The 24,990-nt window shown below is 61.9% G+C and carries 21 protein-coding genes and 3 pseudogenes; 14 read left to right on the top strand and 10 right to left on the bottom strand.

All coding sequences use genetic code 11. The annotated features are described in order from the left end of the window. Positions 1-1,086: 1,086 nt before the first annotated feature. The 4 genes from IVB18_RS40540 to IVB18_RS40525 all read right to left on the bottom strand — a co-directional run bounded on the left by IVB18_RS40540 (position 1,087) and on the right by IVB18_RS40525 (position 5,315). On the bottom strand, positions 1,087-1,302 hold the full coding sequence (locus tag IVB18_RS40540; protein WP_247985792.1) for a hypothetical protein: 216 nt from the start codon (positions 1,300-1,302) through the stop codon (positions 1,087-1,089). Between the two features lie 45 nt (positions 1,303-1,347). Beyond that, the gene (locus IVB18_RS40535; RefSeq protein WP_247985791.1) at positions 1,348-1,497 is read right to left on the bottom strand and encodes a hypothetical protein; all 150 of its coding nucleotides are present in this window, start codon (positions 1,495-1,497) and stop codon (positions 1,348-1,350) included. A gap of 232 nt (positions 1,498-1,729) precedes the next feature. After that, positions 1,730-3,064, bottom strand: coding sequence for an oxygen-independent coproporphyrinogen III oxidase (gene hemN / locus IVB18_RS40530; protein ID WP_247985790.1), 1,335 nt, complete (start codon positions 3,062-3,064; stop codon positions 1,730-1,732). Positions 3,065-4,988: 1,924 nt separating this feature from the next. Next, positions 4,989-5,315, bottom strand: coding sequence for a GcrA family cell cycle regulator (locus tag IVB18_RS40525; RefSeq protein ID WP_247985789.1), 327 nt, complete (start codon positions 5,313-5,315; stop codon positions 4,989-4,991). Positions 5,316-5,875: 560 nt separating this feature from the next. Here IVB18_RS40525 and IVB18_RS40520 point away from each other — a divergent pair. Both IVB18_RS40520 and IVB18_RS40515 read left to right on the top strand, forming a co-directional pair. Further along, positions 5,876-7,112: pseudogene (locus IVB18_RS40520) on the top strand (cytochrome P450). Between the two features lie 604 nt (positions 7,113-7,716). After that, positions 7,717-8,196: an EAL domain-containing protein gene (locus IVB18_RS40515; protein ID WP_247991852.1), complete on the top strand. Its 480-nt coding sequence runs from the start codon at positions 7,717-7,719 to the stop codon at positions 8,194-8,196. A gap of 470 nt (positions 8,197-8,666) precedes the next feature. On the opposite strand, the gene IVB18_RS40510 is transcribed toward IVB18_RS40515, so the two are convergent. The 4 genes from IVB18_RS40510 to fixL all read right to left on the bottom strand — a co-directional run bounded on the left by IVB18_RS40510 (position 8,667) and on the right by fixL (position 12,071). Next, complete coding sequence (locus IVB18_RS40510; RefSeq protein ID WP_247985788.1) at positions 8,667-9,365, bottom strand: helix-turn-helix domain-containing protein; 699 nt, start codon at positions 9,363-9,365, stop codon at positions 8,667-8,669. Positions 9,366-9,468: 103 nt separating this feature from the next. Next, positions 9,469-9,888 carry a response regulator gene (locus tag IVB18_RS40505; RefSeq protein WP_247803818.1) on the bottom strand — a complete coding sequence of 140 codons (420 nt, stop codon included), beginning with the start codon at positions 9,886-9,888 and terminating at the stop codon, positions 9,469-9,471. 44 nt (positions 9,889-9,932) lie between these two features. Next, positions 9,933-10,550 carry a response regulator FixJ gene (gene fixJ / locus IVB18_RS40500; protein ID WP_247985787.1) on the bottom strand — a complete coding sequence of 206 codons (618 nt, stop codon included), beginning with the start codon at positions 10,548-10,550 and terminating at the stop codon, positions 9,933-9,935. Between the two features lie 3 nt (positions 10,551-10,553). Continuing rightward, the gene (gene fixL / locus IVB18_RS40495) at positions 10,554-12,071 is read right to left on the bottom strand and encodes a sensor protein FixL (RefSeq protein WP_247985786.1); all 1,518 of its coding nucleotides are present in this window, start codon (positions 12,069-12,071) and stop codon (positions 10,554-10,556) included. 188 nt (positions 12,072-12,259) lie between these two features. Between fixL and IVB18_RS40490 the strand changes: the two are divergent. The 10 genes and pseudogenes from IVB18_RS40490 to ccoS all read left to right on the top strand — a co-directional run bounded on the left by IVB18_RS40490 (position 12,260) and on the right by ccoS (position 21,662). Beyond that, positions 12,260-13,092 (top strand): annotated as a pseudogene (locus IVB18_RS40490) (universal stress protein). 34 nt (positions 13,093-13,126) lie between these two features. After that, a complete protein-coding gene (locus tag IVB18_RS40485; RefSeq protein ID WP_247985785.1) occupies positions 13,127-13,552 on the top strand; it encodes a CBS domain-containing protein in 426 nt (141 codons plus the stop codon). 213 nt (positions 13,553-13,765) lie between these two features. Beyond that, on the top strand, positions 13,766-15,409 hold the full coding sequence (gene ccoN / locus IVB18_RS40480) for a cytochrome-c oxidase, cbb3-type subunit I (protein ID WP_247985784.1): 1,644 nt from the start codon (positions 13,766-13,768) through the stop codon (positions 15,407-15,409). Between the two features lie 10 nt (positions 15,410-15,419). Further along, positions 15,420-16,154: a cytochrome-c oxidase, cbb3-type subunit II gene (gene ccoO / locus IVB18_RS40475; RefSeq protein WP_247985783.1), complete on the top strand. Its 735-nt coding sequence runs from the start codon at positions 15,420-15,422 to the stop codon at positions 16,152-16,154. Between the two features lie 13 nt (positions 16,155-16,167). Continuing rightward, positions 16,168-16,332, top strand: coding sequence for a cbb3-type cytochrome c oxidase subunit 3 (locus tag IVB18_RS40470; protein ID WP_247985782.1), 165 nt, complete (start codon positions 16,168-16,170; stop codon positions 16,330-16,332). Between the two features lie 6 nt (positions 16,333-16,338). Beyond that, positions 16,339-17,214: a cytochrome-c oxidase, cbb3-type subunit III gene (gene ccoP / locus IVB18_RS40465; RefSeq protein ID WP_247985781.1), complete on the top strand. Its 876-nt coding sequence runs from the start codon at positions 16,339-16,341 to the stop codon at positions 17,212-17,214. A 109-nt stretch (positions 17,215-17,323) separates the two neighbouring features. Further along, a complete protein-coding gene (ccoG, locus tag IVB18_RS40460) occupies positions 17,324-18,790 on the top strand; it encodes a cytochrome c oxidase accessory protein CcoG (protein WP_247985780.1) in 1,467 nt (488 codons plus the stop codon). Between the two features lie 15 nt (positions 18,791-18,805). Then, positions 18,806-19,291 carry a FixH family protein gene (locus IVB18_RS40455; RefSeq protein ID WP_247985779.1) on the top strand — a complete coding sequence of 162 codons (486 nt, stop codon included), beginning with the start codon at positions 18,806-18,808 and terminating at the stop codon, positions 19,289-19,291. A gap of 11 nt (positions 19,292-19,302) precedes the next feature. Then, a complete protein-coding gene (locus IVB18_RS40450; RefSeq protein ID WP_247985778.1) occupies positions 19,303-21,495 on the top strand; it encodes a cation-translocating P-type ATPase in 2,193 nt (730 codons plus the stop codon). Beyond that, positions 21,495-21,662 carry a cbb3-type cytochrome oxidase assembly protein CcoS gene (gene ccoS / locus IVB18_RS40445; protein ID WP_247458958.1) on the top strand — a complete coding sequence of 56 codons (168 nt, stop codon included), beginning with the start codon at positions 21,495-21,497 and terminating at the stop codon, positions 21,660-21,662. Before IVB18_RS40450 ends, ccoS begins: the two co-directional genes overlap by 1 nt. Before the next feature lie 181 nt (positions 21,663-21,843). Here the strand turns inward: ccoS and IVB18_RS40440 are convergent. Both IVB18_RS40440 and IVB18_RS40430 read right to left on the bottom strand, forming a co-directional pair. Beyond that, a pseudogene (locus IVB18_RS40440) lies at positions 21,844-22,239 on the bottom strand (helix-turn-helix domain-containing protein); the annotation flags it as partial. A 1,450-nt stretch (positions 22,240-23,689) separates the two neighbouring features. Further along, a complete protein-coding gene (locus IVB18_RS40430; protein WP_247985777.1) occupies positions 23,690-23,827 on the bottom strand; it encodes a hypothetical protein in 138 nt (45 codons plus the stop codon). A 520-nt stretch (positions 23,828-24,347) separates the two neighbouring features. On the opposite strand from IVB18_RS40430, the gene IVB18_RS40425 reads away from it, so the two are divergent. Next, complete coding sequence (locus tag IVB18_RS40425) at positions 24,348-24,620, top strand: plasmid stabilization protein (RefSeq protein ID WP_247991851.1); 273 nt, start codon at positions 24,348-24,350, stop codon at positions 24,618-24,620. After that, complete coding sequence (locus IVB18_RS40420; protein ID WP_346732583.1) at positions 24,581-24,811, top strand: PIN domain-containing protein; 231 nt, start codon at positions 24,581-24,583, stop codon at positions 24,809-24,811. Before IVB18_RS40425 ends, IVB18_RS40420 begins: the two co-directional genes overlap by 40 nt. Positions 24,812-24,990 lie beyond the last annotated feature (179 nt).

Genomic DNA, 24,990 nt, shown 5'->3' with positions numbered 1-24,990 from the left:
TACGCCCTCTTGGCTTCGCACTTGGTCGAGAGATGAAAGCAACTACGCCAGCCGAGTATACCCGCATGGATACTGGCGCTATTCCGCAACGATGCATAGTGATTTCCACGTCCATCGATTTGAATAAAGTGCAACTTCCACCTGACGGCCTAGAGCGGTTCTCGATCCTCGGGCTCAAGGCGATCTAGGTGACGCTTGAGGCCAGGTGGCATCTCTATGCCAACGAGACCCGCTCAGCCTTCCGCGCTATCACCACTGCTGGCGCAGCTTGGCCAACGTGGTGGGTACCCAGCGCGACACAACCCAGCCGCTCGATCGCTAATCGAGTGCAAGCATCTGCTGCACCGTATCGACACGGAGAGTGGCCTGCTCGATGTGAGCGTTCCCTAGCAAGAGAGATTGGCGGCCGACGCACGGAGCCGAGGGATTCTCACGACAAATCCGCTGCCACGAGGAAAGGCAATGTTCTTCAACAGAGAGCCGCGCCAGTAGCTGAGCTCGCATAACAACCCGCCGGACCCGAGAAACGCCGCCCGCAGCTCGCTCCATGGGATGAAGCACAGGCGGGCAGAAGGGGCTAACATCTTTTGACGCCCGTAAGCTCGCTGAGGCCGGCACAAGGCCTTGATTGGCTCTCATGGGAAGATGGAGAGCGCGATTGGAGGCGTTTTGGTAGCTGCGGGACGAGACAGAACATCCATCAGCTCCATTGGATTTACCGGATCTATATCGCATCGCGACTTCTTCCTTGATGTGGCCCGAGCGAGTTTCACCGGCACTGACTGACATGTGTCCGTCATCTCCATCAATTGCTAGGTTTGGTAGTTGACCGGGCGCGGGACGTCGGCCGTCGTTGTGCGAATCGTAGGTACGTGCCGCTCGGCGCGAGACCGTCCCGGCGTCAGGGACGAACTCCGGTATGGCAGCATCGAGGGGGGCAATTCGGGAAGGTCGCTTCGATCCCGGTTGCGCGAGGCTCTTACAGGAAACGATTGTTTCGATCCCGCGGGATCCGGTTCTAACTGTGGTGCTCGATTATCGTTGGCGCCGTGTCGCGCCGGCGCTGGTCCTTTTGTGCTCTTTGGTCTAGCTCATCGCGTCGACCAGTTGCTTCTCTGGATTGCGCGCGGCGGTCCGTAGCGATCCCGGTCGAGCGGCGACCATGCACATCAATAGTATCCGTCGTGTCATCACCACGAAGCGCTCCGCCTTGCTGGGAGTTCGTGTCCAGCGTAGACCGCAGGCTGATTGCGGTATCCCGGGCTGCCAGCGCTTGAGCCAGGTCGAAATATCTTCGTACATCTGGACGAGCTCGATCAGGTTTTCGATACCGAAGTCGCTGAACGCCTAGATCTCATCTTCTCCGACGCGGTAGACCCAGATGAAGCCGTCCTCGATCGCCATTTTGTTGGCGACGTCCCGCAGCCAGTCGTCGTCCTGGTCGAGGTCCGCGGCCACACGGGCAATGGTGGCGATGTGATGAACTTTGTCGGTCACGCCGCTTGAGCGGACAGCGTTGCAGTCGGGGGCGTCCAATTCCCGGCAGCAACTCGCCCAGCTGTCTTCGCGGCTAGGGCCGGGGCGGCTCTCGTCGCGCAGCTGCGCACGGCGTCCCTTACGAATTTGGCGCTGTACGTGAGTGCACCAGGTGAGCGAAACTCGTTACCCGGGCTTCTGGGCGCGTAACGGAAGGTAATGCTTTCATACGATCACCGCTCCTTGGCTGGTCTTAACAGAGCGGCGTGCCAAGATAAGCATCGAATGCGGCCGCCACAGCGCGAGTTAGAAAACGATGCTCCTGCCTCACGCGGATGAATCCCTTTTCCACCTCCACGATCCCATCCTCGGCGAGCATTGCCAAGCGTTCGGGTGAACCGAGGAAAGGGACCGGGTCAAATCCATGAGTAATGCAAATTGCCGGCACGTCGACCTCGAAATCGCACATCAGCCGCTCGATGATTGCGGCCCGGACGCGGTCTTCGAGGCTGAGACAGTAGCCCTTTGATGTCGCCAGACGGCCGGCTTTGATTTGGTCGCTGTAAGAACCCGCTGCAACTTCGTTCTGGACGTAACCGTCGCCAAGGCGGCCGATGGCCGACGGGCCGAAGCCGATTACTTTATGGCGGGTGTCGGCCGAGTAACCCAGTGAGTTCCGCCGCAGGCGACCGGCTTTCTGCGCCAGCGCGAGCTCATCGTCCGGCAAGGCGAAATGGTCGAGTCCGATTTGGCGGTAGCCCGCAGCAATCAGTGTATTGGCCATCGCCGCGGCCTGTTCTGCACGGGCAGGGCTGTCTGGCAGCGCTGCCTCGTCGATCAGGCGCTGATTCTTCTTAAAGGAAGGAACGTGCGCATAGCCGAATACCGCAAGCCGGTCTGGTCGCATGGCCACCGCCGTAGTCGCGGTCTGAACGCAGGACTGCACCGTCTGATTTGGCAGACCGTAGATGAGGTCGAAGTTGATGCGGATTATTCCATGCTGCCGCAGCGTTTCGACAGCGCGCTCTGTTTGTGCCTCACTCTGGACCCGGTTAATGGCCTTTTGAACAATTGGATCGAAGCTCTGGACGCCGAGGCTCGCGCGGTTCACGCCGGCAGCCGCTAACCCTTCGGATGTGGCGAGCGTGAACGTGCGCGGGTCGATCTCAACAGCGATGGCGGCCGTTTTCGAAACTGCAAAGCGGCGGCGCAGAAGTTCCATCAGTGCTCCGAATTGCGCGGGCTCGATGAGGGTCGGCGTTCCACCGCCGAAGTGCACGTCGCTCACAGGCAGCCGTTGCGGCACCTGCGCCGCGACCAACTCGATCTCCCTGCGAAGAACCGCCAAATATTCTAGGATGGGTGAATCCCGGCGAGTGATGCTTCGAGCGAAGCCGCAATACCAGCAAATCGATCGACAGAACGGAACGTGGAAATAGAGCGACACGGACTCATTAACCGGCAGGTGCTGCAGCCATTTCTCAGAGGCTTCGGCGCCGACCACCGTGGAGAACTGGGTTACAGTTGGATAGATGGTGTACCAAGGAAGGCGAGCATCGCAATACTTTTCCAGGACCGAGGTCTGCAATGATTGTTATCCTATGTTTACGAAGTTTGTGGTCGCAAGCGAAGTCTTTTGCATTTCTTTTTGCCGACAGTAATCCGGAATGTCGCTAGACAATTGGAAGCTTGCGTGACGGCCGATCTGCTGACGAAACACGGTGTGGGATAGCAAGCCGTTCCTCTCGAAGACAGAGAACAACTGCTACAGGCGAGATACTCGAATCAACGCGGCCACGACGGGGCCCCAGATTCAACTCCGCTTCGCTAATCTCCGACGTTCGCCAACGAGACATCCACCAGGGCCGTTGACGCTGCTAGAGCTCGAACTGCTCCACGACCTGACTCGTGCGAGGTTCATCGATCAAAATTGATACGTCCCCTCGCAATCTCCATCAACTGACAAGGTTTGGTAGTTGACTTCTGCCTGGCGTATTCCCCAGCGACCCAGGGATCCTGCGCCGGCTCTGGGACGTCCCGGTACGTAGTCGAACTTCACCAATTGCGAGGATCGTCGGTAGGCCTCGTTCATGGTCCCCGGGAGCGACAAACCCCTTCATGCGCCCATTGCTCGGCGGAAAGGTCGCTAGGAGCGAAACGTTGCTTATCGGTGACTCTCACGCTAGCAGTCTGAAGGTAGGGTCAGGGAGACGTGGTCGAGTTCGCGATTTGGGCGACAGTGTTCCCTTCATGCAATGGCATCGACACAGTTGGTCTTCTTCGCATCAACTGCGGAGATCAAGGTACGATCCAAGAAATTGAAGCTGGCTCGCATTCGGGCAGGGGCGAATAAATGCTTATGGGAATGATCGTCGTAAACGGTGCCAAAACGCCTCGTCGTCGATCAACGACAACAGTGCTTGGTGCGCGCGCTATGATGTAGGAGCGGCCCGCGTGCAACGAGTCTCGCGTCGCGCTAAGCCGCATAGGAGCTAACGCCAAACCATCGGAATAGTCGCGGACAGTGTATTGTCGATCGTCGCGCGGCACCACGGCTGTTGGCGTGAGTGTGTTCTCGAGTTGGTATGGAAAAACTAATGAGCCGGGTAGGCGAGCGAGAAGTGATCGATGCAATTGAACAGCCGGCCGCTTCAGACTTGCCACCGTTTTTGCACAGATCGTCAAGGCACCTATGGTAGGTGGTGGTCGTCTTCGTGTGTCTGTGCACTGCAGGAGTCTATTTTTTGACCGACGTCAGACGATATCTCGAGAGCTCGGCGGCCCGTGAAGTCGCTCCAAGGCTGAGCTTGTCACCCGACGCCAGGGCGGTCCTATCGGAAATTCTATCGGGACAACAGAAGGCGAGCGATGAGATAGCGGAGCTCAATCACAGCATCACTGCATAGCAGGCCGAGTTAAAACGAATTTCCGATCAAATTGCAGCGCTGACCTCACGAATCGACTCGTTGCCGAATCTGTTACTCACCGCCTCACCTCCTTCCGTTCCCTCTCCGCCGTCAACTCAAGCCGATCCGAAGCCGGCGAGGAAACTCGCGCCTCCGTCTAAACCACAAGGGCCGATCTCCGTCGGAGGGGCGGCCACTGGTCTCATCCCCGGGCACGGACGAACCTCGATCATTTCCCGCGTGCTCAGTCCCAGTCCAGCTCTCCACACGTCGGTAGCAGATATTGGAGTTCACCCGAGCTCGTGTACTTCGTCGGGCACGGCGTGTGCAGAATCTTACAAACACCGGCGCAAACCAGAACGCCGGGCGCTTCTCCGAAAACGCATAGCCGAAAACGAGGTGCAAGAACCAGAACGCTTTCTTCTTCAGTGCATCCAGCCTCTTGAGATTGGATGACTTGACCTACGATCGAGCCCTCCGCCGCGAACGTTCTACTCGACGCCACTGTTCGTCGGATAGCCACAAAGCGCGCAAACCAACAAGCAAATCGTCCGGATGGACCAACTACGGCGCATAGCCCGGGAGATCGCGGCGCGCCTGATAGTTCTACGCGGTATTCCTGACTGCCGCAGCTAGCATCGCGTAAAGCTGCCGCTTGCTCATTTCCTGAGGCTGGCTATCTAGCGCCTTTTGCGACAGCTTCTTTCCGACGCAATCGCGACCGGCCGCCATCACCGTCGGCCCTCGCTTCGGGGCGGGTCTAATCTTCGGTTTTGCTGTTGGTGGCTTGTGACCTCGAGTCAGGCCCAACCGAGCTAGCCTGCCGCAAACTGCGTTGCGACTGCACTCGAGATGACGCGCGATCTGCGCGGCACTCTGTCCCGCGGCCCAGAGCTTTTCCAGCTGTGCCAATTCTCTTCTATTCCAGCGCATGGAAGATACTTTAGTGCCAGTTGTGACGTCAGGTTAGTTTACTCCTCGTCCGGCTCGCGCACGACCGCCGGTTCGGTCTCCTGTTCATTCATTCTACGAAAGCCCGCATCGCGAGTGAAGGAAAAACGAGTCTCCCTGGCGCACCGCGCTCTCTTCTTAGTCCCTACCGTGATTAGGGTCCCATCTGCTCGCGCAATATAAGTAGTCGAGTGGCAACCGGGCGTGCCGCTGGGTGCCATCGCGGCGAGTGCTTGCGTCCTGATGTTGACTACCACAAAAGCGAGTTCGCGCGCCTCCCAATCTTGATAGGGGAGCTTCGCTCGCCTTTCCACTATTCTACATCGACCGGGGCCGAACCAAATTCCCAAGTAACTTCGGCCGTAAGACAATTTCAGAGTTCTGACGATTGTGCGAGCTCTCGCGAAGCCGAGCCATGGACATGCGTCATACATTGTTACTGTAGGGCCCAGCTCGTTGTGTTTCGACCGAGCTTCCATGCGAGCGCAAATAGCGCATGAGCCGAGCTTTCAAAATTGCACGCCAATGTCCGCGAGACAATCATGACAGCCTTATCGGCAGAGAACGCTTGCGAGGAGGCTGACATCCCGCTGAGCCGCCTTGATGTAAGCGAGCCCAAGCGCTTTGAAGATGATACCGTTTGGCCTTTTTTCGAGCGGCTGCGAAGGGAAGATCCCGTCCATTATTGCGAAGACAGCCCGTACGGTCCATATTGGTCGATCACAAAATACCGCGACATCGTAGCCGTGGATTCAAATCACACAATATTCTCGTCAGAGCGAAGCGTCACAATTGTGGACCCGCCGCAGAAGTATTGGACCCCCAGTTTTATTAAGATGAGTCCTCCTGTCCATGCTCAGCAGCGTAAGACTGTCAGTCCGATCGCGGCATCGGAGAACCTGGCGAAGCTTGAGGGCCTGATCCGCTCGCGGGTTCAGAAGATCTTGGACGGTTTGCCGCGCAATGATACCTTCAACTGGGTCGATAGAGTCTCGATCGAGTTGACGACCCAAATGCTGGCCACGCTGTTCGACTTTCCATTTCAAGATCGACGGCTGCTGACCTACTGGTCGGACGTAGCCGCCTTGAGCCCACAAATGGGCAACCAGATCGACAGCTGGGAAAAGCGAAAGGCGGTGCTGTCCGAGTGCTTGGACTATTTCACACGGCTTTGGAGCGAACGGGCAAAATCCGAGCCGCGCGCTGACCTAATCTCTATGATGGCGCATTCACCGGCGACCCGAAACATGGAGCCGTGTGAGTTCCTGGGCAACCTCATTCTGCTGATTGTTGGAGGTAACGATACTACGCGCAACTCAATTACCGGTGGCGTCTTGTTCATGAGTCAAAATCCGTCCGAACTGCGAAAAGTCCGCGATGATGCTTCGCTAGTGCCCGGGGCGGTATCCGAGATTATACGATACCAAACGCCTATCGCGCATATGCGCCGGACCGCTGTGGACGATTTCACGATAGGGCACAAGCAAATCAGGCGAGGCGATAAAGTTGTGATGTGGTACATCTCTGGCAACCGAGACGACGAGGTTATTGCTAGCCCCAAGCTTCATCATCGATCGAGAAAATGTACGGCAACATCTCTCTTTTGGCTTTGGGAGTCATCGTTGCGTGGGTAGGCATCTTGCAGAGCTGCAGCTGAAAATCCTGTGGCAGGAGATGCTGAAGCGATCTCTGGAGGTAAAGGTGGTCGGCGAACCGGAGCGAGTTCAATCCAATTTTGTGCACGGTTATTCCGCATTGCCGGTGCAGATTCCAGGTTAGTCTCGGTTGCGAGCGACATTCAACACTGGTCATATCGTGCAGAACCGGTTAGGACCTCGTGGAGACTAGTTGTCTCGGTAAGTTCACCGGGGTTGCGTTACGGGCTTCTGGGTGTTTTGAAGATTGCCGGCAGGGCCACAGCGTCCTATCCCGCCGAAGACCTTGGCCGGGCGGTTGCGATACTCATCGCGCCGCCCGCTGGTACCACCGCCGACGGCCCTCGCTTTCTGTGTCCTGGTTGTGCTCCGCCGAGCGGCCCTCTCGCCTCGTTCTGGGCGAAACGCTCGCTCGCGTTCACCTTTGGAGGGATGGTGAGCGGATCGGCTCTCTCCGCGAAGCCCCAAGTGGCGGAGCCGATCCGTAATGGCTTTGTTTCCATGGGCGATCGCCTGCCGGAACTTTCCGCCCCGGTCGCTTGGCTTCAAAAAGCGCGTAAAGCGCCAGCCCTGGCGTCCCACCCGACAGTTCTGTCATGCGATATCCCCTCGACATGCGCGATCCGACGGTCCCGGCAAGGCCATTTTGGCGGTAGGCTGATCGCGCTTAAGCGGCGCGAGCGGCGCTCTGAGGCTGTTCGATTGCCCAGATCGACGACCGGGTGCTGATGGAGGCTTGCCGTGAGGCCGCGTCGTGGAACCGACTCTTGAGGATCGCCGTCAACGTCTCGGCCGCGCAATTCCGCAGGGAGAACCTCGATGCGCAAGTCCGCAAGGCGCTGCGAAGCGGGCTGTCGCTGGCCCGCCTCGAGCTCGAGATCACCGAAGGCGTGCTGATCGAGGATGTCTCGCGCGCGAAGAAGACGATGCAATCGCTCAAGAGCCTCGGCATCCTGATCGCGCTGGACGACTTCGGGACCCGGTATTCCTCGTTGTCCTACATCGAGGCCTTCCCTCTCGACCGGATCAAGATCTATCGGGCATTCGTTGCCTCGCTTGGTCAGAACGAGCGATCGTTGGCCATCGTTCGCGCTGTCATCGGGCTCGCTCAGGGTCTTGGCGTGCCGGTGCTTGCTGAAGGGATCGAAACGAAGGTCCAAATGTCGCTCCTTGTCCAGGAGGCTGCGATGAGATGCAAGGCTACTTGATCGGACGCCCGCAGCGTCTTGCGGCGGAAAGTCGGTCCAAGCCGAGGGTCCTATCTCTCGTCCAGTCGGCCTCATAGGGGAGATTGCGGCGGGCTCGACAAAGCTGTCTTCAGCATTCGGCATTGAAGGAGCCGGACTGAGATCCAGACCAGCGTCACTGTTGCGAGAGCTGCCAGCAGGCCAGTACCGCGAAAATCAGGATGATCTACAGGACGTCAACATCCAGCGCCGCATTCGCCTGCGCGCACGGTAACGTCAGGCCGGCTGCTAGGCCACAACCTGATGGGAGAGGTCGAACCGGTTTGGTCGTTTTGGGCTTCAACTCCGCCGCAGCAGTTGGCACACGTTTTGGCAACTCTGATCCTCTTGGCCGGAAACGCAGCCCGCGGCTTGATTGCGGCAAGAAAGGCCCGCCGAAATGCGTTCGGCGGGCCAAGTCGGGGAGGAGAAACGCGGCCGGGTGAAAGCGATCAGGCATCGAGATTGTGCAGGCGCTGGCGGTTGCGCAGTACGATCTGGCGGGCGCCGGAGAAGCCGAGTATGCGCTTTGCGTGAAGCTGCGAGAGCGCGCGCGACACGGTCTCGAGCGTGAGGCCGAGATAGTCGCCGATATCGCGCCGACACATCGGCAGTGCCATCATGCCGGCGACGGCGAGGCGGCGATCCATTTCGAGCAGGAAGGTTGCAACACGCTCCATCGCCGTCTTGCGCCCCAGCAGCAACATGTGATCTTCGGCGTGACGCAGCTCGCCCGCCGTCATGGCCCAGAGCTTGCGCGCGACCTGTACGTCGGTGCTGGCGGACCTTTCGAGGCTGGCTCGCTCCACGAGGCGCACGCTGGTGGCGATAATCGCTTCGGCCGCAAGGCGATGCGTCTGGCCGGGTTCGAGGCCGAACACGTCACCGGGAAGATGGAACGCGCCGATCTGACGGCGGCCGTCGGAGAGCAGCTTGTAGCTGCGCACCGCGCCGGAGACGACCTGATAGACATATTCGGCGGGCTCGTCCTCGCCGTAGATCTCCTCGTCCTTGCGATAGGAGAACTCGGTGGCAACGAGGCCGGCATGTCCGGCGATCGCGCCGAACTGTTCGGAAACGGAACGCGCGGGAGCGATCTTACCGCCGATTTGGGTCTTAATCGCTTGGGTCTTGAGCGTCTGGGTCAGCATCAGCGCCATCTCCGTTGTGATGGTGCATTGGTACGCGGGATCGCGCGATCCGGAAATTTCGAGCGATATCTTAAGGAGGTTTACCTACGGAGAATCACGTAGGTCAGTGGCCGCGCCTGTCCTGGATGGCGTGACGGATGCATTTCGCCAGGTTTTCATCGAGGAGCGGCTTCAAAATCACGTCCTTGATCCCTGCCGCCGCTGCCTTTACCGAGATATTTCCGTCGGGATAGCCGGTGATCAGGATCACGGGCCTGTCGGCGTCGGATTGGCGCAGCCGCCAGGCCAACTCGATGCCATTGATGTCAGGCATCTTGTAGTCGATCACGTAGCAGTCCGCGCCGGGTGGGGTCGTCGCATTGAGCAGCGCCGTGGCGCTCCTGAAGGTCCGCACGGCAAAGCCGTCGGTTTCCAGCAGGAAGCGCAGGGATCCCAGCACAGCGGCGTCATCGTCGACCACGTAGACGGTGGGCTTTGCCGATGCGCCTGGGGGCCGCTGATGGGGCGAGCCGATCTCGATCATGCCTGCGTGGCTACCACAGGCCCGCACAAGTGCCTTGACCTGCCTCAATCCTTCAGCATGCCGGCGCGCATCGCCAGCCGCACGAGTTCCGACAGGCTGCTCGCCTGCGTCTTGGTCATCACATTGGCCCGGTAGACCTCGATGGTGCGCGGGCTGATGTTGTATTCGCGGGCGATCAGCTTGTTGGAGAGGCCCGCGATCAGCCCCTCCATGACCTGGCGCTCCCTGGGACTCAAGGAGGCGACGCGCGCGGCGACGTCCTGCGAGATGGCCTCGTTCTTGGCGACCGGTTCATCCCGGCGTATCGCGGCTTCGATCATGGTGACGAGGCGGTCGTCCTCGAACGGCTTCTCAAGAAAGTCGACCGCACCAAGCTTCATCGCTTCGACTGCGAGCGGCACGTCGCCATGGCCGGTCATGATCAGGATCGGGAACGGGCTTTGCTGTGCCTTCATCCGCTTCAATAGCTCGATCCCGTCGAGGCCCGGCATGCGCACGTCGGAGACGACGCAGCCGAAGGCGAGGCCAGGCAGGGCGCCGAGGAACTCTTGCGCATTGCCGAATAGGGTGACGCCGAAGCCGCAGGAATCCAGCAGGAAGTTCAGCGAGTCCCGCATCGCCTCGTCGTCGTCGATGACGTAGACATGTCCCTTGGTTGTCATGAATCAGTTCTCGTCGGCTGCCGGGAGGGTGAACCGGAATGTTGCGCCACCCGATGCGTTGCTCTCGGCCCACATGCGGCCGCCGTGAGCCTCGATGATGGAGCGGCTGATGGACAGTCCCACGCCCATGCCGGTCTCCTTGGTGGTGAAGAAGGTCTGAAACAGGTTTGAAATGACATCACCCTGGAAGCCGGATCCGGTGTCGGACACCTCCACTTCGATCACATCATCGGCGATGCGGCTGTTGGCGACCACGAGCTCGCGCCGCGGCGACTGCGCCATCGCTTCCAGCGCATTGCGGAACAGATTGACCAGGACTTGCTGGGTCTGCACCCGGTCGGCGAGCACGAGATCGGCGTCCGGATCGAGATTGAAGCGGAGCTGCACGTTCTGCTCGCGGGCGCCGGCAAGCCCAAGCGCGCCCGCTTCCTCGATCAACTTGGACAGGCTCTCGACCCGCTTCTCGGACTCGCCGCGAGACACGAAGTCGCGTAAGCGCCGGATGATCTGGCCGGCGCGCAAGGCCTGCTCCGCGGCGCGATCCATCGCACTTTCGATCTTCGGCGTGTTGGGGTCGGTGCAGCCGGCGAGCAGCCGTCGCGAGCCCTTCATGTAATTGCTGATCGCCGCCAGCGGCTGGTTGAGCTCGTGGGCGAGCGCAGAGGCCATCTCGCCCATCGCGGTCAGCCGCGAGACGTGAACCAGCTCGGACTGCAGCTCCTGGAGCCGCGCCTGGGTCTGTTGATGCTCGGTGAGGTCGCGGATGAATCCGGTGAAATAAGGCTCGGCGCCCGACTGCATCTCCCCGATCGCCAGATGCATCGGAAAGGTGGTTCCGTCGCGGCGCTTGCCTGTCACGATACGCCCGATGCCGATGATATGCGGATCTCCGGTGGTGCGGTAGCGCGCGATGTAGTTGTCATGGCGCGAGCGGTCCGGCTCCGGCATCAGGATGCTGACGTTCTGGCCGATGGCCTCATGCTCGGGCCAGCCGAACAGGCGCTCGGCCGCCGTGCTGAAGAGCTGGATGATGCCGTGGCCGTCGATGACGATCATTGCATCGGGAATGGTCTGGAGGATCGAGCGGAGGTGAGTCTCGCGGGTGCGCAGTTCCTCCTCGACCCGTTTCTCCTCGTTGACGTCGAGAAAGATGCCGCTGAGATGGCGGGCGGCACCGGCGTCGTCCCGGATGAGACCTGCCCGGGCGCGAATCCAGCGCCCCAGGCCTGAGGCATTGGCAACTCTAAAGGATACGTCGAAGCCGCCGCCGTGGTCGACGACATGCTCGATCGCGCTCTCCATGCGCGCGCGGTCCGCGGGACCGAGGCGCGAGAGAAGGAGCTCATAGCTCGCCGGTTGATTCCGTTCGGTGCCGAGCAGCATTCTGGCGGTTTCCGACCACTCCAGCTCGCGCGTCCTGAGATCGAGATCCCAGCTGCCGACGCCAAAGCCTTCGATCCGGACGCCGAAATGCTCGCCGCGAGCGTCGTCTGGCGGATGCGTTACGCGGCTCGGCGACAAGCTATTGCTCCCATTCTCCCGCGGCGGGGTCCCGTGGCGGCAATTTCGCCCAAGGCCGGACCGGAGGCAAGTTCGGATGTCTGATTGGCGGATTTCTCCCAACTGGGCGCCGAAAATTGATCTACCTCATCCTGCCTTGCGTCGGCGCGGCTAGATTTCCACAGCAACGTCCTGCCCGGAGGCTCCCGATGACATATGCGACCGTGATGGTCAGCCTGGCGCTCGATCAGCCCAACGAGGCGCGTCTTCAGGTCGCGGGCGAACTCGCCGAGCGGTTCGAGGCGACCATTGTCGGCGTTGCCGCGGCGCAGTTCGCTCCGCCGCTCTATTTCGCAGATGGCGCCGAGGCCCTAGGGCTGGTCGATCGGGAGCAGGCTTCCGTCAGGAACGCCTTGCCGAGCTGGAGGCGCAATTCCGCGCTGCGACGAGGAATCGTGGCGGACATGCGGAGTGGCGCAGCGCGATGGAATTTCCGAGCCGATTCGTCCTGGCGCAGGCGCGCTGCGCCGACCTCATCGTCAGCGGCGGGCACAGCCCGGCCTTCTCCGATGCCTTCGCGCTCGCAAGCCCCAAGGATCTGGTGATGCAGGCCGGCCGGCCGCTTTTGGTTGTGCCAGACGGGATCAACTGGCTCGATCTGCGCAGCGTGCTCGTGGCCTGGAAGGATACGCCGGAGGCGCGGCGGGCGGTGGCCGACGCGCTGCCGATGCTGCGCAAGGCCGGGGAGGTCACCGTCGTCGAAATTCCGGAGGACGATGACGACCGTTCGACCATGATGGCGGGTGTCACCGATGTTGCCGCATGGCTCGCCCGACACGGCATCACCGCGACCGCGCGCGTCTCGGACGGCGCACGGAACGAAACCGCTGTCGCACAATTAGAGACGGTCGCCGGCGACGTCGGAGCCGGCCTGATCGTTGCGGGCGCTTACGGTCATTCGCGGTTTCGCGAGCTGATCCTGGGTGGCGTCACGCAGTATCTGGTCACTCAATCCGTCCGCTGCGTGCTGTTGTCGCACTGACCGGCCGGTCGGAAGCGAATCGAGGAGGACCGCCGTGTACAAGTTTCTTGAAGAAGTCGTCGACGGCTACATGACGCGCACCGTCCGGACGGTGAAGCGCGATCTCGACCTGCTCGAACTCAGCGAGATGTTCGAGCGCGACGATTTCAACTCCTATCCAGTCGAGGATGACGGGCAGGTGGTCGGCATCGTCACCAAATTCGACATCCTGAAGTGCTTCGCCTTTACGCCGAGCCAGATGCTGCCGCGCTATCCCGACCTGATCAGCCGCAAGATCGGCGACGTCATGACACCCGAGTTCATCTATGTCAGTCCCGACACAAGACTGACCCGCGTGCTCCAGATCATGGTCGAGCATCGCATCAGGAGCATCATCGTACTCGACGGCGCACAGAAGCTAGTCGGCATCATCGCCCGCGAGGACGTTATCGCGGCGCTCAAGGTCACCGCGCGCGACTGACGAGTCTGCCTTGATTCCCGCGATTTCAAGCTCCGTGATTTCAACGGAGGCAATGCTTCGCCGTGTGCGCCGTGCTGTGCGCAAGCAGTTGATACTAATCCCTGATCCGCATCGGTCTCACGTCAACGGAAATCCACTTCTGTTGATTTCAATCAAGTCCCCGCGAGGGTGAATGTGGTTTCTGGCGCTGAGTTCTTTCGAGAGAGAATCCGCATGAGCCAGCCCTCCATCTCCAAATCCATGACTATCGGTGAAAGCGGCCTGGCTGTCGTGTTCGCAGTCACCGCCTTCTTCTGCTTGATCGCCTCGGCCAAGGCGCTCGACGCGCCCTTCGCCCTCCACGCCGCGCTCAGCGCGGCGGCGAGCCTGGCGGCGGTGTTCTGCATCATCAACCGCTACTACGACCGCCCGGCGGCGCTGCCGCCGGCGGAGATCAACGGCCGTCCCAACTACAACATGGGCCCGATCAAGTTCTCCTCCTTCATGGCGATGTTCTGGGGCATCGCCGGCTTCCTCGTCGGCCTGATCATCGCCTCGCAACTGGCCTGGCCGGCGCTGAACTTCGATCTGCCCTGGACCAGCTTCGGCCGTCTGCGTCCGCTGCACACCTCGGCGGTGATCTTCGCCTTTGGCGGCAACGTGCTGATCGCCACGTCCTTCTACGTCGTACAGAAGAGCTGCCGCGTACGCCTTGCCGGCGATCTCGCGCCCTGGTTCGTGGTCGTCGGCTACAATTTCTTCATCCTGATCGCCGGCACCGGCTATCTGCTCGGCGTCACCCAGTCGAAGGAATATGCCGAGCCGGAATGGTACGCCGATCTCTGGCTGACGATTGTGTGGGTAGCCTATCTGCTCGTCTTCCTTGCCACCATCATCAAGCGCAAGGAACCGCACATCTTCGTCGCAAACTGGTTCTATCTCGCCTTCATCGTGACGATCGCGGTCCTGCATCTCGGCAACAATCCGGCCCTCCCGGTCTCGGTGTTCGGCTCAAAATCCTACGTCGCCTGGGGCGGCATCCAGGACGCCATGTTCCAGTGGTGGTACGGCCATAACGCGGTCGGCTTCTTCCTGACCGCCGGTTTCCTCGCCATCATGTACTACTTCATCCCGAAGCGCGCCGAGCGGCCGATCTATTCCTACCGTCTCTCGATCATCCACTTCTGGGCGCTGATCTTCCTCTATATCTGGGCCGGTCCGCATCACCTGCACTACACGGCGCTGCCGGATTGGACGCAGACGCTCGGCATGACCTTCTCGATCATGCTGTGGATGCCCTCCTGGGGCGGCATGATCAACGGCCTGATGACGCTGTCGGGCGCCTGGGACAAGCTGCGCACCGACCCCGTGCTGCGCATGCTCGTCGTCTCCGTCGCCTTCTACGGCATGTCGACCTTCGAAGGCCCGATGATGTCGATCAAGGTCGTCAACTCGCTCAGCCATTACACCGACTGGACCATCGGTCACGTGCATTCCGGCGCGCTCGGCTGGGTCGGCTTCGTCTCCTTCGGCGCGCTCTACTGCCTGGTGCCGTGGGTCTGGAATCGCAAGGGGCTCTACAGCCTGAAGCTCGTCAACTGGCACTTCTGGATCGCAACCCTCGGCATCGTTCTCTACATCTCGGCGATGTGGGTGTCCGGCATCCTCCAGGGCCTGATGTGGCGCGCCTACACCTCGCTCGGCTTCCTTGAATATTCCTTCATCGAGACCGTCGAGGCGATGCATCCCTTCTACATCATCCGCGCCGCCGGCGGCGGGCTGTTCCTGATCGGCGCGCTGATCATGGCTTACAATCTCTGGATGACGGTTTGCGAAGCGGAAGAAGAGATGCCCGTCGCTCTTCAGCCGGCGGAATGAGGAGTTTTCCATGTCGTTCTGGACACGCCATCAAGTCTTCGAAAAGAACTCGATCATCCTGATCATCGGCATCCTGCTGGTGATCGCGATCGGCGGTCTGGTCGAGATCACCCCGCTGTTCTACCTCAAGAGCACGATCGAGGCGGTTGACGGGGTGCGGCCCTATACGCCGCTGGAGGTCGCCGGGCGCAACGTCTATGTCCGCGAGGGCTGCTATCTCTGCCATTCGCAGATGATCCGCCCGTTGCGCGACGAGGTCGAGCGCTACGGCCACTTCTCGCTCGCCGCCGAGAGCATGTTCGATCACCCGTTCCAGTGGGGCTCGAAGCGCACCGGTCCGGACCTTGCCCGCGTCGGCGCCAAATATTCCGACGACTGGCACGTCACCCATCTGACCAATCCGCGCGCGATCGTGCCGCAGTCGGTGATGCCGGGCTATCCGTTCCTGGCTGAGACCGAGGTCGATCCGGACACGATCGCCGATCACATGCGCACGCTGAGGACCGTCGGCGTGCCCTACACGGATGACCAGATCGCCAACGCCGGCGCCGACATGAAGGCTCAGGCCGATCCGGACAACGCCGGCAGCGATGCCTTCGGCAAGCGCTACGCCAAGGCCGTGGTGCGCAATTTCGACGGCAGGACCGGAACGCCGACCGAGATGGACGCGCTGATCGCGTACTTGCAGATGCTCGGCACGCTGGTCGACTTCAAGCTCTACAACGAGAAAGCCAATCTTCGCTGAGAAGGCATGAACGATGAAAGCCATCCTGACACTCGACAATCTTGCGTCCGGTCTTGTGACCACGCTCTGGACGCCGGTCTTCGTCGCGATCTTCCTCGCGATCATCGCCTACGCATTTTGGCCCCGCAACAAGGCCGCGTTCGACGAAGCAGCACACCTGCCGTTGCGGGAGGAGTGAGAGACCATGACCGATCATCATAGCGACATCGATCCTGTCTCCGGCAGGTCCACGACCGGACACGAGTGGGACGGCATCAAGGAGCTCAACACGCCGCTGCCGCGCTGGTGGGTGATCACCTTCTACCTCACCATCGTCTGGGCGATCAGTTACTGGATTGTCTATCCGGCCTGGCCGCTGATCTCCAGCAATACCACAGGACTGTTCGGTTACTCGACACGGGCCGACGTCGCGGTCGAGCTCGCCAACCTCGAGAAGATCCGCGGAGCCAAGATGGTGGCGCTGGGCGCGGCCTCGCTCGCCGACATCGAGAAGGATCCGGCGCTGCTGGCGCTCGCCCGCGCCAAGGGCAAGACCGTGTTCGGCGACAATTGCGCACCGTGTCACGGCAGTGGCGGCGCCGGCGCGAAAGGCTATCCGAACCTGAACGACGACGACTGGCTGTGGGGCGGCACGCTCGGCCAGATCATGCAGACCATCCAGTTCGGCGCGCGTTCCGGTCACGCCAAGGCGCATGAGGGCCAAATGCTCGCCTTCGGCAAGGACGGCGTGCTGAAGGGCGACGAGATCGTCACGGTCGCCAATTACGTCCGGTCGCTATCGGGCTTGTCGACCCGCAAGGGCTACGACGCGGCGAAGGGCGAAAAGATCTTCGCCGAGAATTGCGTCGCCTGCCATGGCGACGGCGGAAAGGGCAACCCCGAGATGGGCGCGGCGAATCTCACCGACAAGATCTGGCTCTATGGCTCGGACGAGGCGAGCCTGATCGAAACGATCAGCCTGGGCCGCGCCGGCGTCATGCCGGCCTGGGAGGGGCGGCTCGATCCGGCCACCATCAAGGCCATGGCGGTCTATGTCCACTCGCTGGGCGGTGGAAAATAGCCCATTGACGGAAGACGGGGGCGAACAAAACGCCCCCGTTTGCGCTGGATCAATGGACGCCGCAGCGTCGGGTCTAGGTTTAATCGCACCTGTCAAAAAGTACCAGGCGATGAACAAGATCGTGAACCCGAACGAACTCACATCGGACGACGATTACGGGCCGCTCTACGCTGCCCGGAAGAAGGTCTATCCCCAGAGCGTCTCCGGCACCTTCCGCCGGATCAAATGGGGCCTGATGGCGTTCTGCCTCGGCTTCTACTACTTGCTGCCCTTCGTGCGCTGGAACCGCGGTCTCGGCGCCCCCAGCCAGGCGGTGCTGATCGATCTGCCCAACAGCCGCTTCTACTTCTTCTTCATCGAGCTGTGGCCGCAGGAGGTCTACTACTTCACCGGCCTGTTGATCGTCGCCGCGGTGGCGCTGTTCCTGATGAACTCGGTCGGCGGCCGCATCTGGTGCGGCTATCTCTGTCCGCAGACGGTCTGGACCGACCTGTTCTACGCCGTCGAGCGCCTGATCGAAGGCGATCGGCGCGAGCGGATGAAGAAGGACAAATCGTCCGATCCGATGAGACTCGAGCGCATCTCCGAGATCGTGCTCAAGCATGCGATCTGGCTCCTGATCGCCTGGTGGACCGGCGGCGCCTGGGTGCTCTATTTCAACGACGCGCCGACGCTGGTGAAGCAGCTCGTCACCTTCCAGGCGCCGATGATCGCCTACGCCTGGATCGGCATCCTCACCGCGACGACCAATGTGCTCGCCGGATTCATGCGCGAGCAGGTCTGCGTCTATATGTGTCCCTGGCCGCGGATCCAGGCGGCGCTCACCGACGAATGGGCGCTCAACGTCACCTACCGCTACGACCGCGGCGAGAAGCGCACCTCGGTCAAGAAGGCGATCGAGCTGCGCGCCATCGGTGAGCACGCCGGCGACTGCGTCGACTGCTATCAATGCGTCGCGGTCTGCCCGACCGGCATCGATATCCGCAACGGGCCGCAGCTCGAATGCATCCAGTGCGGCCTCTGCATCGACGCCTGCGACAACGTGATGACCAAGATCGGCCGTCCGAAGCGGCTGATCGGCTACGACAACGACATCAATATCCATCGCCGCCAGGAAGGCAAGGCGCCGGTCTACCGCATCGTCCGGCCCCGCACGGTCGCCTACAGCGCGATCATCGCGGCCGTCGGCGGCATCATGATCTACACCCTCGCGACCCGCAGCCTGCTCGACGTCAACGTGCTGCACGACCGCAATCCGGTCGCGGTCAGGCTCAGCGACGGCTCGATCCGCAACGCCTACACGGTGCGGCTGCTGAACAAGAGCGGCTATGACCGCGTCATCGCAATCGACGCGAACGGTCCGGCCAACGCGACCATTCACGTCATCGGCGTTGATTCCGTGACGCCGGACCGGCCGATGATCGTGATCCCCCGCGACTCCACCAGCGAATTGCGGCTGCTCGTCACCGCGCCGGCGGAGAGCAAGCCGGAGAAGTCGATTCCCGTCCGCTTCCACGTCACCGATATCGGGCTCGGCGAGGCCGCGTCCGCCACCGACAATTTCGTCTCGCCGTAAGTCCAGGAGACACCCATGGCATCCAAGCCGCTGACCGGGACCAAGGTGTTCCTGATGCTGGTCGCCTTCTTCGGCGTCGTGATCGGCGTCAACGTCACCATGATGAAGCTTGCGATCGCGACGCTTCCCGGCACCGATGTCGACAGCCCCTATGCCGCGGGCCTCGCCTATGACCGCGAGATTTCGGCGGCGCAGGACCAGGCCGCGCGCAAATGGCAGGTCAACGCTCATATCGAGCGGCGCGCCGATGGCAATGCCGTGCTCCAGGTCGAAGCGCGCGACGCTGCCGGGCAGCCGGTGAGCGGGTTGAAGTTCGGCGGCCGCCTGGAGCGGCCGACCGACAAGCGCGCTGATCTCGCGGTCGAGCTCTCGGAGGCCGGCATCGGCATCTATCGCGGCAATGCCGCCTCCGTCGCGCCCGGGCAATGGGACATGGTGATCGAGGGCGAATTGCGTGGCGCGCGCGTCTTCCTGTCCCGCAACCGCGTGATTCTGAACTGAAGGATTTCGCCATGCAGATCACGCGGGACTTTTCGCACTACGTCCGGACCGCGGGCGAAGGCGTCCAGCACATCGATCTCGCCGTCGAGGGCGTTCACTGCGCCGGATGCATGGCCAGGATCGAGCGCGGACTGTCGGCGATTCCCGACGTCACGCTGGCGCGGGTGAATCTCACCGACCGGCGCGTCGCGCTGGAATGGAAGCAGGGCACGCTCGACCCAAGCCGTCTCATCGATCGGCTGGAAGAGCTCGGCTACAAGGCCTACCCTTACGAGACCGAGAGCGCGGAGGCGACTGAAGTTGCCGAATCGCGCTTCCTGCTGCGCTGTCTCGGCGTCGCCGCGTTCGCCACCATGAACGTGATGATGCTGTCGATCCCGGTGTGGTCCGGCAATGTCTCGGACATGTTGCCGGAGCAGCGCGACTTCTTCCACTGGCTGTCGGCGCTGATCGCGCTGCCGGCGGCAGCCTATGCCGGCCAGCCGTTCTTCCGTTCGGCCTGGCGCGCGCTGTCGAACAAGACCACCAACATGGACGTGCCGATCTCGATCGGCGTGTGCCTCGCGCTCGGCATGTCCGTGGTCGAGACCATCCACCACGCCGAGCACGCCTATTTCGACGCGGCGATCATGCTGCTCACGTTTCTTTTGGTCGGCCGCTTCCTCGACCAGAACATGCGGCGGCGGACCCGCGCGGTCGCGGGCAATCTCGCCGCGCTGAAGGCGGAGACCGCGGCGAAGTTCGTCGGCCCCGATGAAATTTCGCAGGTGCCGGTGGCGGCGATTCATCCCGGCGATATCGTGCTGTTGCGGCCCGGCGAGCGCTGCGCGGTCGACGGCACCGTGATCGAGGGGCGCTCCGAGATCGACCAGAGCCTGATCACCGGCGAGACGCTCTATGTCACCGCCGAGCAGGGCACGCCGGTCTATGCGGGATCGATGAACATCTCGGGCACGTTGCGGGTGCGGGTCTCGGCGGCCTCAGAGGCGACGCTGCTCGCGGAGATCACGCGGCTGCTCGACAATGCGCTCCAGGCCCGCTCGCGCTACATGCGGCTCGCCGACCGCGCCTCGCGGCTCTACGCGCCGGTGGTGCATGCAACTGCGCTGATCACCATCCTCGGCTGGATCATCGCAGGCGCGGGCTGGCATGATGCGATCGTGACAGGCGTTGCCGTCTTGATCATCACCTGTCCCTGCGCGCTCGGCCTTGCAATTCCCACGGTGCAGACTGTCGCTTCCGGCGCCATGTTCAAATCCGGCGTGCTGCTCAATTCCGGCGACGCCATCGAGCGGCTGGCCGAAGCCGATCATGTCATCTTCGACAAGACCGGCACGCTCACCCTGCCGGATCTAGAGGTGACGAATGCGGCCGACATCCCCGCGGACATGTTCGACCTCGCCGGTCGACTTGCACTGTCGAGCCATCATCCGGTGGCCGCCGCGGTCGCGCAGGCCGCCGTCGCCAAATCGCCGATCGTGGGTGCAATCGAGGAGGCCGGGCAGGGCGTGCGGGCAACGGTCGACGGCGTCGAGATTCGTCTCGGCCGTCCGTCGTTCTGCGGCGCCGATGCCTTGGTCGGCGACGGTGCCGATCTAGATCCCGAAGCCTCCAGCGTGGCTTTCTGCAAGGGGGCCGAAAAATTCATCCTTTCGGTGCGTCAGGGCCTCCGCCCGGATGCGCAAGCCGTGATCGCGGCGCTGAAGGCGCGCAACATCGGCGTCGAAATTCTATCCGGTGATCGCGAGCCGGCGGTGAGGACGGCGGCCCATGCTCTCGGCGTTCCCGAGTGGCGCGCCGGCGTCACGCCCGCCGACAAGATCGCGCGGATCGAGGAATTGAAGCGGCGCGGCGCCAAGGTGCTGATGGTCGGCGACGGCATGAACGATGCGCCGTCGCTAGCGGCCGCTCATGTCTCGATGTCGCCGATCTCGGCCGCGCATCTCAGCCAGGCGACCGCCGATCTCATCTTCCTCGGCCGGCCGCTGGCGCCGGTCGTCGCGGCCATCGATTCCGCGCGCAAGGCGCTGCGCCTGATGCGGCAAAACCTCTGGCTCGCGATCGCTTATAATGTCCTGGCGGTGCCGATCGCGATCAGCGGCGTCGTGACGCCCCTGATCGCAGCAGCCGCGATGAGCGGCTCGTCGATCCTGGTCATGCTGAATTCGCTGCGGGGGCGTAGCGCGTCGCGGGAGATTGCGTGATGGAAATCCTGGTGATCCTAGTCCCGCTGGCGCTGGCACTCGGAGGTGCAGGCCTCGTCGCCTTCCTCTGGTCGCTTCGGAGCGGTCAGTATGACGACTTCGACGGCGCAGCGTGGCGGGCGATTGCCGACGACGAGCCGCCGCAAGAGGCGCCGGCTAAGCGGTAAAGCGGTAGCCTTCCGCACGAGGTGCGGCGGACTTCCAGTGAATGGAAGAGCATCCCTGTCGTCGTTGATAGAGGGTTGACCAGGTTTGTTATGACGGCAGGTTGTGTCACTGCATGGGGGGCGTTGTTCCCAATCGAAGGCGGCGCAACTGAACGGACCGGCGGCATGGCGGGAGTCCGACCTCCATGTCCGGCAAATGCTGGCGATTGCGCAGCACGATCTGGCGCGCTCCGGAGAAGCCGAGAAGGCCTTGGGCGTGAAGCTCTGACAGGGCTCGCGAGACCGTCTCCAGGATGAGGCCGAGATAGTCGCCGATGTCACGGCGGCACTCGGACGGCCATCAGGCCGGCGGCCGCGGTGCGGGGTGTCCGTCTCGAGCAGGAAGGTCGCGACCCTCGATGGCGTTCTTGCGGCCGAGCAGCAGCATGTGGTCCTCCGCGTGCTTCAGCTCGCCGGCCGTCAGGGTCCAGAGCTTGCGCGCGACCTGAATGTCTGTATTGGCCGCCTTGTCCGGGCTCGCCCGGTTTACCAGGCGCACCGTGGTCTCGAGGATCGCTTCGGCCGCGATGCGGTGGGCCCTCGCCGAAGATCTCCTCGTCCTTGCCGCTTGCGAATTCGCTGGCCACGAGCGCCGGCTGGCCGACCAGCCGCCGAACGCAGCGGACGGCGAGGGCGCGGAGTGCGTCGTGGAAGGCTGGGTGGTGTAGAGTGCGGGCGGAAGCATCGGCGATCTCCTTGCTGATGGCCGGAGGATGCGAGAGACCGCGACACGGTGAAATTCGGTGTCATCTCTTAGCGGGACTTACGCGCGGTAGATCTACGGGCGAGATGCCGCTCGTTCAGGACCGGTGGCCGTCCAGGCTGCTGCCGAGCGCTTGCATCGTTGGAGCGTTGAGGCAGTAGTCTTCGTAATCTCTGGTAGCCACCCTGATCTCGACATCGTTGTTGCACTCAACCTTCCGGTCGCATTGGGTGCAGACCCGCTCGTCGCGCAGCACTGCCGGCTTCGATCGCGAGACATCCTCGTGGTCGATGCCGAGAACCTTCAGTAACCGGGGCAATTCGTCAGCCGCAAGCGTCCTTGACCACGCATCGAGGTCTGCAGGCGTGACGCGCAGATCGGGCGCGATTTCGTGCCGCAGTAGAGTTGATGCAACTCACGGATTTCACGGCGCGCCTCAGCCAGTTACCGAAAACATCCAGGAGGCCTTCAAGGATGGGATAAGTCTTCTCTGTTGTCTTCATGCCCAATGCGCTCCCAATTCTGGTGTGATGCTTTCTTATTGAAGCCGGCCGGGGCCGCCGTTGCGCCAGCGCAATGTCCTTTGCGCGGACGTAGCTGGTCCGCCGCAATTGCAGTATTTCTCCCCCTGGCGTCCGGCCGTAGAGCGCATCCAATCCAAAATCTCGGCCAGCGCCGTTGCCAGACCTTACCTCGATCCCCTACCCGGAGGCCCATCCTTCCTCTTGATCGGCGACGTACGCAAGCTCCTGCCGCAACGGCCCGCTCGCCCGGCCGCATCTCGAGGAAGCGAAAGCCGGCAGCCCGAGCACGAAAGACCTGGAGGCCTTGTCGAACGCTTCGTCGTAGGAATCGATCCCACGACCGTATGCATGAGTTCGTTCAGCACGTAGGCGCGAACGAGACTCCTCAACATAGTGAGGGCGTTCTCGGCGGCTTCGCCGAACAGCCCGTAATTCGGCTAGGACGCCGATTATCAGCGTATGCAGGTTTTCACGAGCGTCGCGCCACTCGGAACAATCACGGCCGCGCTCCGGAAAGGCGCGGCGGATAGAGCCGGCCTCTCGAGCGCGTAGGAGCGTATCGCGTGAGCGACCAAGTTCAGCGCGTCTTCGACGATTTTTTACGCGAGCCTTCTGCGGCCGGCAGAAATTCCCGGTAGCCCTTGACGGCAAGGAAGCGGCGCATCTCCGCGAACGTTTCGCGCGGTCGCCTGTGCAGATCTCGATTTCCTGGGCAAGATCTTTCGCCAGCTCCCGGTCCCAGGTGCTCGAGAGCATTTCTTTCACGGAATGGTCGCGAGAGTTTTATGGCAGTCATCGTCCTCAACCTCCGAATTGTTATGCGTCGTGAACAGCATCACCGCGATGCCGACCACAGCACGGTCGCGGATATCGTCGCGACGATGGACAGGAACGCTCATTGCCCTGAGAGCGCCCGTTAGGCCCTCCTAGACCAATGGATAAACGCCACTGCAAAAAGGATCCTCCAATTCAAAGTAGACCAGCATTCGGGAGGTTCGTACTCCAACTGGTGGATCCAGTCCGGCCCTGAACCGCCGGGCAGAGCTCGCCATACACATAACATTCGACTAGGCGTCGGGCCGCGATTATGCGAGTCTTGCAGCATTTCGAGGCGTGTCGGAACCGGAGGGACCCGATGTGCAGATCGTATAACTGCGTGTCTCTTTCGGCGTGGTTGGAATTGGGACGGGTAAAGTCCTGGGACACTCAAAGTGGCATGCGCCAGTGAAAGTACGCTCCACGACTGGACCGTGGGTGAGCGTGTAGTCGTTTGCGAAGCGGCTGGACCGCGTCTGAGCGGCAAGCAAGGAGTCGTTCTCGGGTTCGGTGCTACGCGCAGCAGGCTTCGCGTGTTGCTCGACGGTTCCAGAGGGCCGATCACGTTGCACATCACCTTCGTGGACCCGGTCGTGCAGCAGGATCGCGCTTGAGAATGGTGCTGCCTACAAGGGGAAAGTCCGCGCGGCGCAGCACAATCGCAGCGCGGAAGCGGAAATGCGCGCCATTCTGGAGGCCGCCGTGCGTCCCGAGGGCCGGCTGCGGCTCGGCACCGCCCTTTCGGAGATGAGCCGGAAGATCGGCCTCACCAATGCCGATGTCGAGGCACTTGAACATGGCCGCGAGGCGCGTCCCGCTGAGCCGATGCGCTTCGAATGGTCCTGCTCGATACCAATGTGGTCTCCGAGGCGATGAAGCCCGAACCGCATCCATCGGTCCGTGACTGGCTCGACGCCCAGGCGGCCGAGACGCTGTTTTTCTCCAGCGTCACCATCGCCGAACTGTTGTTCGGCATCCGCGCGCTGCCGCGCGAGTCGGGAGAAAGAAAGCCCTTGGTCAGCACCTCGACCTTGCAGCCGAGAACGGCCTCCCACCGTCCGTTCTGAGGCTGACGGAGGAATGGCGTGCTGCTGCTGCTGCTGGACATCGGCATGCTGATGCCGCCGAGGATGATGATCGGGATCACGCCGATCGCGATCGGTGCTGGTCAGCTTGATCGCTGATCATCATCATGCTGGTCATCCCGATCATGATCGCGCGCGCTCCGAGGTTATCCCACGGGCGC

The sequence above is a fragment of the Bradyrhizobium sp. 186 genome, assembly GCF_023101685.1.
GTDB lineage: Bacteria > Pseudomonadota > Alphaproteobacteria > Rhizobiales > Xanthobacteraceae > Bradyrhizobium.
The sequence above is the reverse complement of the archived record's forward strand: the minus strand, read 5'-3'. Positions and strand labels throughout refer to the sequence as shown.

Excerpts from the sequence above, each read along its gene's own strand:
- IVB18_RS40420 (WP_346732583.1), top strand. The coding sequence starts at position 24,581 with ATGGTCCTGCTCGATACCAATGTGGTCTCCGAGGCGATGAAGCCCGAA.
- IVB18_RS40450 (WP_247985778.1), top strand. The coding sequence starts at position 19,303 with ATGCAGATCACGCGGGACTTTTCGCACTACGTCCGGACCGCGGGCGAA.
- IVB18_RS40455 (WP_247985779.1), top strand. The coding sequence starts at position 18,806 with ATGGCATCCAAGCCGCTGACCGGGACCAAGGTGTTCCTGATGCTGGTC.
- ccoG (WP_247985780.1), top strand. The coding sequence starts at position 17,324 with ATGAACAAGATCGTGAACCCGAACGAACTCACATCGGACGACGATTAC.
- ccoS (WP_247458958.1), top strand. The coding sequence starts at position 21,495 with ATGGAAATCCTGGTGATCCTAGTCCCGCTGGCGCTGGCACTCGGAGGT.
- ccoN (WP_247985784.1), top strand. The coding sequence starts at position 13,766 with ATGAGCCAGCCCTCCATCTCCAAATCCATGACTATCGGTGAAAGCGGC.
- IVB18_RS40510 (WP_247985788.1), bottom strand. The coding sequence starts at position 9,365 with ATGCTGACCCAGACGCTCAAGACCCAAGCGATTAAGACCCAAATCGGC.
- IVB18_RS40515 (WP_247991852.1), top strand. The coding sequence starts at position 7,717 with ATGGAGGCTTGCCGTGAGGCCGCGTCGTGGAACCGACTCTTGAGGATC.
- IVB18_RS40470 (WP_247985782.1), top strand. The coding sequence starts at position 16,168 with ATGAAAGCCATCCTGACACTCGACAATCTTGCGTCCGGTCTTGTGACC.
- IVB18_RS40525 (WP_247985789.1), bottom strand. The coding sequence starts at position 5,315 with ATGCGCTGGAATAGAAGAGAATTGGCACAGCTGGAAAAGCTCTGGGCC.
- ccoP (WP_247985781.1), top strand. The coding sequence starts at position 16,339 with ATGACCGATCATCATAGCGACATCGATCCTGTCTCCGGCAGGTCCACG.
- IVB18_RS40430 (WP_247985777.1), bottom strand. The coding sequence starts at position 23,827 with ATGAGCGTTCCTGTCCATCGTCGCGACGATATCCGCGACCGTGCTGTG.
- IVB18_RS40540 (WP_247985792.1), bottom strand. The coding sequence starts at position 1,302 with ATGTACGAAGATATTTCGACCTGGCTCAAGCGCTGGCAGCCCGGGATA.
- IVB18_RS40505 (WP_247803818.1), bottom strand. The coding sequence starts at position 9,888 with ATGATCGAGATCGGCTCGCCCCATCAGCGGCCCCCAGGCGCATCGGCA.
- ccoO (WP_247985783.1), top strand. The coding sequence starts at position 15,420 with ATGTCGTTCTGGACACGCCATCAAGTCTTCGAAAAGAACTCGATCATC.
- fixJ (WP_247985787.1), bottom strand. The coding sequence starts at position 10,550 with ATGACAACCAAGGGACATGTCTACGTCATCGACGACGACGAGGCGATG.